General features: G+C 67.4%; 9 protein-coding genes. 1 reads left to right on the top strand and 8 read right to left on the bottom strand.

Annotation, left to right across the window (positions count from 1 at the left end; translation table 11 throughout):
• The first annotated feature begins 162 nt into the window (after positions 1-162).
• On the top strand, positions 163-2,190 hold the full coding sequence (locus tag ACWGIH_RS42480; protein ID WP_453452028.1) for a hypothetical protein: 2,028 nt from the start codon (positions 163-165) through the stop codon (positions 2,188-2,190).
• A 217-nt stretch (positions 2,191-2,407) separates the two neighbouring features.
• Here ACWGIH_RS42480 and ACWGIH_RS42485 read toward each other — a convergent pair whose 3' ends face one another.
• The 8 genes from ACWGIH_RS42485 to ACWGIH_RS42520 form a co-directional block, all read right to left on the bottom strand.
• A complete protein-coding gene (locus ACWGIH_RS42485; RefSeq protein ID WP_453452027.1) occupies positions 2,408-4,936 on the bottom strand; it encodes a hypothetical protein in 2,529 nt (842 codons plus the stop codon).
• 337 nt (positions 4,937-5,273) lie between these two features.
• Positions 5,274-5,606, bottom strand: coding sequence for a single-stranded DNA-binding protein (locus ACWGIH_RS42490; RefSeq protein WP_453691776.1), 333 nt, complete (start codon positions 5,604-5,606; stop codon positions 5,274-5,276).
• A 119-nt stretch (positions 5,607-5,725) separates the two neighbouring features.
• Positions 5,726-6,334, bottom strand: coding sequence for a hypothetical protein (locus ACWGIH_RS42495; protein WP_453452025.1), 609 nt, complete (start codon positions 6,332-6,334; stop codon positions 5,726-5,728).
• Positions 6,335-6,803: 469 nt separating this feature from the next.
• Positions 6,804-7,646, bottom strand: a complete 843-nt coding sequence (locus tag ACWGIH_RS42500; RefSeq protein ID WP_453452050.1) for a hypothetical protein — start codon at positions 7,644-7,646, stop codon at positions 6,804-6,806.
• Positions 7,647-8,184: 538 nt separating this feature from the next.
• Positions 8,185-9,390, bottom strand: coding sequence for a DUF932 domain-containing protein (locus ACWGIH_RS42505; RefSeq protein WP_453452024.1), 1,206 nt, complete (start codon positions 9,388-9,390; stop codon positions 8,185-8,187).
• A 451-nt stretch (positions 9,391-9,841) separates the two neighbouring features.
• Positions 9,842-10,444, bottom strand: coding sequence for a hypothetical protein (locus ACWGIH_RS42510; RefSeq protein ID WP_453452023.1), 603 nt, complete (start codon positions 10,442-10,444; stop codon positions 9,842-9,844).
• Between the two features lie 298 nt (positions 10,445-10,742).
• Positions 10,743-11,042 carry a hypothetical protein gene (locus ACWGIH_RS42515; protein WP_453452022.1) on the bottom strand — a complete coding sequence of 100 codons (300 nt, stop codon included), beginning with the start codon at positions 11,040-11,042 and terminating at the stop codon, positions 10,743-10,745.
• 150 nt (positions 11,043-11,192) lie between these two features.
• Positions 11,193-11,564: a hypothetical protein gene (locus ACWGIH_RS42520; protein WP_453452021.1), complete on the bottom strand. Its 372-nt coding sequence runs from the start codon at positions 11,562-11,564 to the stop codon at positions 11,193-11,195.
• Positions 11,565-12,378: the final 814 nt, after the last annotated feature.

Consider the following 12,378-nt stretch of genomic DNA (forward strand, 5'->3'; position numbering starts at 1 on the left):
CAGTACGATCGGCCTCCTGGCCGTCTGCCTTTCGCGGTAGCCCGTCTGTCACTGGCGCCAGTAAAGGCGCTCCAAGGGGCGCTGAGGAGCACCCGAATACGTGGGTGACTCGGCTTGCTCAATGCTGCTCCGGCCGACGCCGTGTGGGCGTACGGTTCGCTCGTGCGGTACGTGAACTCCGGCTGGCTGCAAGCAGTCACCACAGCGCCCCTGAACGATCGGCAGCGAAGCTTGCTCGAGCGCGTTCTGTTCGCTCTTGATGACGCCGGCCATCTGGGGCAAAACGTTGCGTCGCTGCCCAGCGCCCTTGTCGCGCTGATTCGCGCCCAGGCAGCGCTGCAGAGTCACGGCTCGGGCTCCAACCAACCCCACTTTGGCCTTCTCGGCCGTATCGTCGCTGAGGCAGTCACCTGTGTAGACGGCGCTGAGCCCGTCTATCGCCATGGTGGCCACGCAGCTCTGGCCGCAGCAGGCACAGAGTTGCAGGCGGTAGCCGCAGTCATCGCGCAGAAGAAAGAGAAGACTCCGCCCAGACAAACGCAGCACGCCGCGACGCAACTGGATCAACTCCTCGGCCCGCTCACGGATGCGGTCAAGGGGTGGGTGAAGCCGCTATGGACCGGCGGATTCGCTGATCGCTCACTCGTAGAGCGGGCAGTATCCGAGATCGCCGTCGTCGTTGCGTTGGAGGGCCGTGACAGCACTGCACTGTATGAGGACGCTCTGACCCTCATGCGCCGAGGCGCGCCCAGTGCGGACGCTGTACGAAGCGTGTTGTGGCCGCGCAAGCAGTCCTATCTGGTGAGTCTCCTCGTGCACGGGACCAGGGAACTACGAGGCCTGCATACCTTTGTGCCCGACTCCCAGCAATGGAAGTTGTGGGCCGGGCAGCCCGAGGCAGATCTCCCAGGCAGATTCGCGATACGCAAGATGATGCGCACGGTCGGACCCGTCGCAGGGTCTGCTGTGGTCGTCGGCATCAAGACTCAGGCCGCTGATCTTGAGACTGCCGCCCGCATTGCGCGACGTGAGCTCAGTGAGGCCCTTGACCACTACGCGGCCGGTGATCGCCTGATCGACCTGACCATCGACCCCGCGTGGGCGGCGGAACTACCGTCGAGTGATCCCAAGATCGGTACCGTCCGGGTCCCGGGGCAGCGTGCTTCTTATCCCCTCACCGGCTACATGCCGGATTCGCTGCGTGCCGCGATGCGTGCAGCCAACCTCGCGCGACGGGTCGATGCCCCCGTGGCGAGCGCAGCCTTGTCTTGGAGTGCACTTGAGTCGTCCGGCCTCAAAGCCACCAAGGTGAAGCTCCTGGCTGGTGCGTGCGCGCTGCAGACGTTGCGCCGCCACCTCGCCTCGGCTCACACCCTCCTGGTGGCCGGCAGCCGGTCTCACCTCGACTACCAACAGCACCGCGTCGGTGTAGCGAAGGGGCAACTGAGGGGGCACGAACATGCGGCGCGCTCCTGCGAGCAGACCGACAGTCCACAGGCTAAGGCCGCGCTCCCCAGGCAGCTTCGAGAAGTCGATGACGCTCGGGCCCGTTTGAGGCAAGCAGAGCTGGATCTAGAGGCCGTCGAGAATGAGGTGACTGCCGACCTGGCCACTCTGGCAGCGTTCGTGCCGACCGAGGGGATGAAAGAGCGCCTGACATCCTTCCATCCTTGGCTCGAAGTTCTGCTGCCTGCAGTGCCGGCGTCCCCGCCGGCACTGCAGAAAGCGCAGGCCGCTGCGATAAGGCTTGCGAAGCGCTGCGGGGGGATCGCTGCCGAGACGTTCGCTCTGTGGCGCTCCCGGATGGCGAACCCCAAGGACTTGGCTGACTGGCTCGAAATTCAGGCCGGCATGTATCAGGGGGTCCTGGAATGGCTCTACGCCACGCGCAACCTTGCCTTTCACCGTGGCCACTTCACCGCCCCATCGGATGAACTGACCGCACACGCTGCCCGGGGCATCGTCGACATGGCCCTCGAATTTCTGAGCAATTGGCACACCGTCGAGCGAGTCCGCACGGTGAGCCAGACCCCAGCCGAGGACGTGCACAGGCACCTCGGAGATCGTCTCACCCGGTTGGTCGGCGAGCTGCGCCGTCCCGGGGCGGCATGCAGCCCCTTGCGTGTCGACCACATCACCGGTCCCGATCCAACCTGGTGGGTGCCGAGCTCTACAGCCGGTAATCCGTGAAGGTCAGTCCCTCGCCGGTGGAGCACGAGTAGCGGCCGGTCAAGCAGGCGAAGCGGCTGCTCGCCGTCGTCCAGAAGATTTCCTACGCACTGGCCGGACAGCAGCGCCCCTTGCCGAGAGGCCGTCGCGGGCGGGCGGTGTTCTCGAAGCGAGGGGGCGGGGCCCTCGACCGCGCCGAGGGGCCCGCCCGGGCCCCGCCCGGGGCCGATTTGACCGGTCAGACCTTGAGGATTAGTGCTTCCACCTGTTCGAGGGTTGTCACGCTGGCTTGCGCGGCGGCCCGGGCCTTCGAGAGCTTCTCCATCCACTCGATCCGCCGCTCGGCCGGGAGCGACTCCTCCTCGAGCTGGACGCGCAGGCGGTGCGCCTGCTCGAAGTCCGTCATCAGGGCGTGGGCGGCGTCCACCGCCTTCCGGTAATTCTCCTCGGCGAGTTCGACCCGCGCCGGCAGCTCCCGGCGCAGCTTGGCGAGTTGGTCGCGCGGGTCGGCGGCCGCCTCGCCGTGCGCGGTGGACGGGGCGTCGGCGTCCGCGGTGTTCCCGGCGCCTGCAGGCGCGTTGGCGGAATCCCCGGATGCGGTCGGCGCCGGGGCACCGAGGCTTACGGGGAACAGCTCGTCGAACCACGCCTTATCGGCGACGTAGCGGGTGGGCCGGCCCTCGGTGTCTGGGGCGATCACCATCCCTGCGGTGATCGCCGTCCGGTCCGCCTCGGCCCAGTGCTGCTCCCCGTAGCAGATCAGGGGCGTGCCATCGTCTGGCTCGGGCGGCCGCGGTGCGTCCGGGTGCTCCAGCACTGCCTTCGCGAACGCGAGCAGAAGGGCCCGGCTGACACCAGGTGCGCCCACCGTGTACGCAAGTGTCAGGGCGGCGAGGGCGCTTTTGGGGGTACGGCGCACGCCCTTGCGCCCTTCGCTGGCTTCGCTGCCCTGTCCGGGGGTGATGAACGGCTGCGGAGCATGGATCAGTGCCGGTGTCATCCGCCGGACCAGGGCGGTCCAGGCGGTCGCGTCACCGGCCTCCGCCCCAAGGAGCAGCTCCGTGAGCGGCCTCGGATCCTGTCCTGCGCCCTCCTTGGTCTCCGTGGTGCCAAAGAGGCCGAGGGCGGAGAGGATGTTGCCCCGGTGCACAAACAATTGTGCGATGGCGGCGGACCATAGACGCATGCGCCCCTCGGCTGCCTTCGCCCGGATCTGGCTCCATGCCGGCTCCTGCAGTGTCCCCCTGACGACCGGCCAGAACCGCCCGGTGTCGCGGACGGTGCGCCCGTTCGCCTGCTGCGGTCCCTCGGGTGGAATCCCGGGGAACACCAGCGCGGTGATGGCCTGCACTGCGATGTCACGGAGCACGACCGGGGAGACGTCGGCGCCCGCGGGCACGAGCGGCTCCAGCGGATCGAGCGGCCCGTTGACCGTCAGCGCGTCGCGTACCCCCGTCAGATCGAGGAGGTCCGCCCCGCGCGCGTCGGGGAATGCCTCGGCGAGCGCGTCCGCGAGGAGGGACTCCCTGGCGTAGGCGTCGACGAGCGTCGCGAACAGGGCGATCAGCCGCGCGTCCTCGTCGTAGGGCTGGATACCACGTAGGTGGTCGTTGACGTTGAGTGCCCGCAGGACGTGTTCCATGGCCTCGGGCTTCGTGCAGCCGATTACGATCTCCGCGGACACCGTGGCGATCTTCGCTGCCCGGAGCGACGGGTCGGTCGCCTCCGTCTCCGGCTTCGCACCATCCCGGTTGAGCCGGGCGGAGAGCCGGTTCAGGATTTCCCGCAGACCCAGCAGCAGGGGCTCGGGGCCCTCCTTCTTGTCCTTCGGCATGGGCACGAGGGACTGCGGCATGCCCATGATCAGGTGCTCCGGGCGTACCCGGAAGACCTCCAACCGGGCCAGCGCCCGGTTATTCCCCGTCACTGCAGCCAGTCGCCACGGCTTCGACACTGTGCCGTCGGCGTGGATGATCTGCCACTGCTGCAGGACGTTCATGCCCTTGGAAAGCTGACCCGCGTCCGCGAGGGACTCGGCCAGGTCGTACCCGCGCTTCGTTCCGGCGCGCCTCAGGTTGTCGGCGGCGTACCGCTGCATGTGCACAGCCACCGCGTACGGCTGCTCGGCGAGCGTAAGAGCCGCCCTCGGCTGCCCGTCGTCATAGACGGCGCGGACCACCGGGCGCGGCCGCCGGTGGCCCAGCGCGGCGAGCAGAGCGTGCTTCTCGGCCTCAAGCTCGTGCACGTGACGGATGGCGTCCTGGTGCTTCTGCGTGGCAGCCGCCAACGCCTGCGACGCGTACGTGTCGTCCCCGGGCGCCCTGCGCAGCGCCTCTCGCTCCTTCTCGGCGGACTTCGCGCTCTTCGTGGCGTCTTGGAGTGCCATCTCGGCGGCGACGAGATCCTTGACGCGCTGGCTCGCCTCCGGGGCGGGCGACGACCAGCAGATGGCCGTGCGGTCGTTGAGGTCCCACGGGACCACCGCTGCGCCGTGGACGTCGCAGGTCAGCAGGAGCACCTGTTCGTCACCGGCCTGCACGATCCGGTAGGCGTTCGGCTTGAGGACCTTCCTGCCGCGCTGGGTCGCGATCAGAGCCTTGATCTCGGTGTCCGGGAGCGCGGCGGCCAGACCATCGAGGATCGCCTGCCGCGGAGGCGGTACGACCTCGTAGTCCGCGCAGGTGTTCTCGATTGCGTCCGCCAGACGACCGGCCCAGAGGGCGTTGCCGATCTGCGGGTAGATGTCGTCGGACCGTTTCACGGCCATGATGATGTCCTTCCACCCGGGCATCCCGGGCGAGCACAGAAACTCCCGACCATCGGGAGCGTGTCACGCGCCCGAGTGCGGAGCCTCGTGCCGGCGAGGAATCGAGCCGCCCCCCTGAGGGTGTGCGGCGGTCCTCGCCCCGTACGGTCCACCGGCCAGCGCCCGAAGAACGATCAGCCCCAACAGCGCCTCGGTGGCGCCTGGACCTCTCGCAGCTTGCTCCTGCTCCGCCGGAAGCGGCATGAGGCGGACGCCAGTGATGAGCCACCGACGTGCAGCAGGGAACTTGCCACTACCAACGGCACAACTGCCCCTCAGCGACGTTGAGTTCACCCCATCAGGTGAACGGCTGCCACAACCAGACTGCGAAAGACCTGGTTTGAGGTAGCAGTGGTCGATGCCCGTGGACCACACGCGGTGGATGGCCGGGCTCGTCGACAGCACCGAGGCAGCCTGTGGTCAGGATGTTGGTTCCGTTGGTGAGTGATGTGGTGGTGCTGTGGGCCAGGTCCCGCCAGGCGGTGCAGATGTAGGGGGTGGGGGTCCCGTCGCGCCATTCATGTGTGGTGGTGTCCCACTGGGTGGGGGTCTGGGTGAGGCGGAACCGGCAGACGGCGGTGCTGTTTTGGGTGAGGCGGGCTTCGACGTCGCCGGTGATGGTGCCGCTCACGTGTATGGCGGACGGGGCCACGCATACACCTCCTAACTTGCATAATAGTGTTGTTGAGTGGTCCTCTTGTTGCCGTTCTCTGTTGCCGGGTGTGGTGCGGTGTGGCGGATGCTGGCTTTCTATCCGGTTGGCTCTGGCGGGGGCGGCGGCGGGGTGAGGTTGTCGAAGACGGTGGTGTCTTCGATCTCGATCTGGAGGGGAACGGTGCCGTCGGCCCGCACGAGTTGTTCGTGGGTGGTGTCCAGATGTATGGAGATTCGTACTGTGTGGAGGTCGGCGTCGAGGTAGGCGAATACGAGGATGCCCGCGAGTTCGATGCAGGGGAGGCCGTCGTCGGCGGGGTGTGCCTGGGGGTGGAAGACCGCTGAGCTGTTCGTTTCGGCGCAGGCTTCGGTGTCCCAGAGTCCGAGGCTGAGGGGTGCCTGGGGGTGAGGGGAGGTGTTGGCGGGGTGCGGTGTGTGGTCCTGGTCGGTGCAGTTCTTGTCCGTGCTGGTTTTGGGCAGCGGGTTGTGGGTGGAGAAGACGTAGTGGCCCAGCTGGCGCAGCATGCCGGCGGTGGTGTCCACGGCTGCGGGGGCGTGGTTGGTCTGTCGGGTGTATGCCTCGATCTCGTTGTTCCAGGTGAATCCCTGGGCGGTGAGTGCTTGTTCGGTGTGGGGTGTGAGGTCGTTGGGGGACTGTGGGGCGGCGACGAGTCCGTGAGCGGGGTCGGGTATGACGAGGTACATCGGCCTTCTTTCGTCTTCCGTGCGGGTCGCCTTGGTGGGGCGGCTCGGGGTCAGGGTGGATGAGTTTTGGTGGGTGGCGGTGTGGTCGGCTTTCAGGGCGGTGAGGGCGGCGTGGGTGGACGCCGGGTTTTGTGCGGGGGACCGAGTGGAGGGAAGTTGCGGGCGTGGACGGCGTCGTCCAGGCCGTCGTCGTGCGTCGGGGGGATCTGCTGCGATAGGGGCGGTGGGCGGCGCGGTCGCGGTGGTTGGCGATGGCTTCCTGGTTGGTGGCGTCATGGCCGAGCGTTTCGCGGGCGGTGGGCGGCAGTTCGGCGCTTCCGGCGGTGAACCGGCGGATGGTTTACGCGGCCGTGCTGGTCGCAGGGCGCGGTTGCAGCGTTCGGGGCATGAAGGATTTTGAGAACTGGGGCCGGGGGGTGGGTCGTTGCTCCTGGCGGGCAGGGTGCCAGGAGCGACGGCCTGGGGGTGTTCAGTAGTGGTGTTTCGGCGTTGTGGGGTCTGGTCCGAGGTCGGGCGGTGTGCAGTAGTCGACGTCTGTCTCTGGGGGGATGGGGTCGCCGGTGTCGGTATCGGAGCAGTAGGCGTCGAAGACCTCTGCGGCTGTGAGGGGTTCGGGGTCCCCCGCGTGCAGTCGCCATCCGAATACGCGGTCTGTGGCGTCTGGGGCGGTGGTCCGCATGATGAGTCCGCCGGGTAGGGCGGCGAGACCGAGGGCGAGGACCGTGGTGAATTCCAGGGCTTCGGTGTCGCCGACGTGGGTGGTGCCGTCGGTGTCGGTGTCTGCGTGCAGGACGGATACCAGGGTTTCCGGTGTGGTCGAGATACTGCATACCAGGTGGCTGTGACCGGGTTTGGCTGTGGTGAGGATGCGCAGGAGGAGGTTTCGGGCGCGGTCGAGGGCTTCGTGGCCGACGTCTTTTCCGCAGGCGGCGCAGGCGCCGAGGCGGGCCAGGAGGGTGGAGGCGTACTCCCAGGTGGCGTTGCGGAGGGTTTCGTCGATCAGGTCTGGGATGAGGTCGGCCAGGGGCGTGCCGTCGTAGGGGATGGCCGGTGCTGTTGTGGCGATCTCGGCGGTGAAGCGGGTGCGGCTGGTCGGGCTGTCGGGTTCAAGGCTGTTCTCGGTGCAGAAGTCGGTGTACTCCTCGGGGTCGAAGAGGGCGAGCATGGTGTGCATGCCCTGTGAGGCGCGGGTGCTGAGGAGGTCTTGGACCCCTGTCAGGTAGGTCGTGTGGTCGTCGAAGGGGAAGCTGCGGTAGTGCCGCATGGCGTGGAAGTCGTGTTCGTCGGCGAGGAGGCCGATGGTGCCGGGCATTTCCTGGCGCAGGAGGCGGCGGATCGTCTGGGGGTCGGTATGCGCTGTGTCTCCTTCCGCGTGCGATGGTTCGCCGCCGTGCTCGGGGGGCGGGGGTGTGTGAGTCACGTGTACGCCTTTCTCGTGGGCGAGTTGAGGGGCCTGCTTGCAGCCGCCAGCGGCCAGCCGTCAGCTGTCAGCCGGACATGCGGTCCGCGTGTTGGTTGTTGTGGGGGCCGTGTGAAAGAGGGGGCGGCCGTCGTGGCGGGGAGGGTGGCCCATGCACCGCGCACAGGGCGGTGGGGCGGTGGGTGCTGGAGGGTGTGGCCCGCGCTGCGTCTGTAGGCGCAACGGTGTGGTGTTGGCGCGTGTTCGGCTCCGCTGCTACGTCACGCTGGGCTGCGGGGCGGGGGCGGCCGGCGGGCGCGTTTCGTGCTTCATGAGCGGGTGGCGCCGTGTGCTGCGCGCTGTGGGGGGAGGTGGGCCCGTGCGGGCCGGGCTCGGGGAAGTTCCCGGCCCGCACGGGGGCTGTTGGCTGTGAGGCTGCCGTTCCAGCAAGTCAGCGTGTGGGGAGCTGGAGCAGGCGCCGGTGTGCCTTGGATTTGATCTCGTCGTCGGCGCCTTCGAGTGCGGCCGTGGCGCGGGCGATTTCCTCGGTCATGGATTGGGGCGGGCGCCTGGGGGTGAGGTGGTCGAGGTAGCCGGTGATGGCGCGCTCGGCCGCGTAGGCGGTCGGTCCGAGGCGTTTGCTCTCGGTGTGGAACACGTCGGTGATGGCGTCCCGTCGGGTGGCGTGGTTGGTTTGCTTGCGGCTGGTGGCGTCGTCCTCCAGGGGCCACAGGTCGGCGACCACCTGGTGGAAGTCGGCGATGGCGATGTCGGTGCGGGCGAGTGCGGTCTCTTCGTCGGCGAACTGCTGGAAGTAGTGGGATGAGAGCCCCAGGGTGCGGCGGGCTTCCTTGATCTGGCTGGTGGCTCCTGCGGTGTGCCGGACGGCCCAGCGGGTGACTGCGTCACGGACGGCGAACCGTTCGGTGTTGGCGCAGACAGGGCGCCAGGGGGTGACGACGCACTGGAACTGGCCGTTGCCGGAGTGGTCGTTCATGACGGCGATGTAGGGGACCACGATGTCGTTGATGCCCTCGGCGTCCACGGTGACGGTCTGGGGGAGGCGGATGGAGATGAACACGCGCTTCCCGCCGCGCAGGAGTCCGGCGGACTCCCACACCACGTCGTAGCGGCTCACCAGTTCCTGAAGGAACACGAAGCCCGCCCGGTTCTGGATGGGCGTGTACCGGGAGCCGACTGCGCCGAGGGCGGCGCCGGTGTCGGTGCGGACGGTGTGCTGCTGGTCGGTGTGCTCGCGCGTTTCGCCCTGCCACTCGTAGAGGGCGGGCACGGTGGTGACCTCGAAGTCGAGTCCGGACAGGCCAAGGACCTGGTCGATGTCCGTGGTGCCGCCGGGGATGATCTGGCCGAGGCCGTGCCAGGCCGGAGACGAGGTGTACAGACAGATGGTGGCGTTGGTCTGCTCCTCGAGCCCGTGGTTGGCGGTGATCTGCTCGATCTGCCCTTCGGTGTTGCGTAAGACGGTGAACGTCTCGCCCCGGTCCCAGCCGGTGAGTACCTCGTAGCGGTCGGTGCCGATCATGCGGATCTCGCCTCGGTCCACACGGGCCTGGAAGGCGCGCTCCTGTTCGCGGACGGCTTCGACCTGTGCGGTCTTCTCGGCGGCGAACGCGGTGTTCACGTCAGTGAGAGTCACGATTCCCCTTCGTGTCGGTGTCTGTGCGGCCCGGGGGCGGTGCCGCCTCCCCCGAACAATTTCAATAATAGTGTGTTTTGGTAGGGGGTGAACCCACCCCTGAACTGGCGGTTTACCCACGTCGGCACTGCCGCCCTCCCGGAAGAGGGGGGCGGTGGGCTTGTCCGCCGGCGCAGGCTGGCCAGGGGGCGGTGAGCGCCTGCCCAGCCTGCACCGGGGTCCTTGTGCCGCTGCGCACTCGGCCGCCATCTCTGGCCCCGCGGCTCGGCTGCACGACATGCGGCCCGCCGCCCCCGCCCCGCCCCGTCGGCAGGGAGGGCGGAAGCCGGGACGGGCGAGCCGTCGGAAGGTGAGCCTTGCCGACCTGCCGCGCCCCGTCGTGGGAAGAAACGGGACGCGGCGGCTCGGTGCTGCTGTTACCTGGGCCTTGGCGCGTGGTGGCCTGCCTCGGTCATGCCGGGAGCGCTCCGTGCTTCGCCGCCGTGGCGCTGCCCGGGCCTGTCAGGGCTTCATGGACCAGGGCGTCCAGGGCCTTGTCGATGCGCCGCACGGACTTGCTGTCCATACGGCAGCAGCTTTCTTCGTTGATCCGCTCGAAGACTGCCTTCCTGGCCGGGCTCGGGGGAGTGGAGCCGGACACGACTCCGGCGGCTATGGCCTGTTGCCTGAACTCGTCCCAGACACCGCAGAAATCGTTCGCTTCCGCCAGATCGTCAAGCTCATCGATCGTGGCGGGGAGGGCGGCGAGAATGCACCGGGCCTGTTCCCGGTAGGCGACGGAGTTCTCAGCGATCCACTTCACCAGTGGATCCCCAGAAGCCTTGAGGGCCTCCCACGCGTCCGCCTGAACTACTGCGCACGTGTCGTAGGCCTTGCTGACCTCCTCCCTGTAGGCGCTGGTCTGACGCCGCGCGTCCTCGCCGTAGCCGTACCGCTGCGGGTACTTCACACCAGCCGCATCCTCGGCGGCGTTCCGAGTCGATACGGCGGCCTCGAAGATCTCGACGTACTCCTTTACCTCCGGCAGCATCTGCCGGGCTGTCTGCTCTGTCATGTGCCGCATCCCCTTCGACGGTGGCTTCTGCGGGGCCGGGGGCGGCTGTCACCCCCGAACAACTTCAATAATAGTGTGTTTTAGAGGTGGGTGAACCCACCCCTTGACCAGCACCTTTAGGCCGACGGCACGCGGAACTCGCACAGCGGCGTCACGCTTTGCCGTCGCACGTGCGCGACAGCGGGAACCGGTACACCGCCGATCACCTCGCACAGGTCGTAGCGGACGGTGTGCGCCGCTCCCTGCGGACCGGCCTCCGCCTTGATCGCCCGGACCCAGTAGAGGCCGTGACGCTGTGTCAGGCTCCCGTGATACCTGACCTTCTGCCACAGGACCGGTCCGGCATCCTGCGGGTCAAGGAGCTGAGCCACTGAGAGCGAAAGCTGATGTGCCGCCCGCGCGGACAGCAGTTCCACGAACGCGCGGTCAACCGTCGCCCGGTCGACCGGAACATCGGCCATGGCGGGCCCGGTGTGGCCGGTGCGCACACCCATGGCCCAACCCAACTCGAAGAACGACCGGACCACGTCCAACTGTTCGGGAGACACCCGCAAAGCCTCCGGATCCCTCTCACTGCGCGCCAACTCCCGCAGCGCATAACGGGCTTGCTCCATTTCGGCGTCCGTGAGCGGAGCTCCGGATTCCCTGGCCTGCTGCCCTGCAATCCGTGTGTTCTCCATGGTGTCCTTCTCCTTTCGGTGAGGCCGAGTAGAAGGGGGCGCCCAAAACCCGGGCACCCCCGTGCGGCTTACTTCAGAAACCCGCTTGACCGGAGGAACTCAGACGTGATGAGCGCGATTCCGTGCGGTCGGTAGATCTGAGGGAATCGCCGTAACTCAACCTCCATGCGCCCCGCCCCGTCCGGGTCGATGAATTCCTGAACCAGACGGTAAGGCTCCTCACCCGTCGGCATTTCGAGCACGACCGGACCGGCGGCCTTGGTCTCGAACCGAATTCCGGTGTAGTTCCGGTCCAAGTTGTGAACGATCTTCGCCCCTGCTCGCGCGCACTGGAGGGGCAGGAAGTTCGCGATGGTGCGGGCCTGGACTGCACGCCCGGTCATGGGCGCGTCCGCGCCGCGCACCCCGCGCACGATCCCGTCAGTGATCTGAAGTTCCATGTCTATCCCCTTTTTGGCCCCGGACGGTTCCGGGGAGCACCTCCCCGAGACTTCAAATAATAGTGTCTCTCTTGCTCGGGTGGAACCCATGTCGCGTCATGAGTTGCGCTGGATGTTGCGCCATCGTGTTGCGGTAGAGGTTGCGCTACATGTTGCGCGGGCGAACCGCCGGCCTCCACGTTGTCCCAGGTCACCCCACCAAGTAGACCTGGCACGTCTGCTGACATCCCCTCTGCTGCCCCTGCTCCCGTGCCCGTTGCGTGCGGTGGGTTGGGCGGCGGGCGTGGTCGGCGCGTGGCCTCGGGGATGGGGTCTGAGCCGTTCCGGTGTTGCGCGTCGCAGGACTTCGCGCACAGGCCGCTGCGGCCCTGGGGGAGGAGATGGCGCCCCAGGCCTCCGGCTAGCTGCGAGAGGGGCTTACCGCCCGGAGGGCGGATACGGCCCTTACCGTTGAGGGTTGGCCCGGAGGGCCAACCCTGTTCAGGTTTCCGGGAGTTAGCTTCTTTTCCCGGAAATCATGTAGTCTCGTTTTCATCCTTTCCGGGAATGGAATTCCCGCTCCAATACCCGGAGGGTATTGCCCCCCAGACACACACAAACCAATCAAAAATGACAGAGCATCAACACACCCCCAAATACTGCGCATTGGGAATTCGTGACGGAGTCAGGAATTCTTTTTCGACTGGAAGTCGAACAAGTTGACCGAACAGCCCGGAGGGCTATTCGGTCAACTCCCGCCCGGAGGGCGGCAATTCGCGCGGGGACGCGCGAAACGAAGAATCCGGAGGATTCGTAGTATTCGGCTGCCGGAGGC

The sequence above is a fragment of the Streptomyces sp. NPDC054872 genome (genome assembly GCF_053610705.1).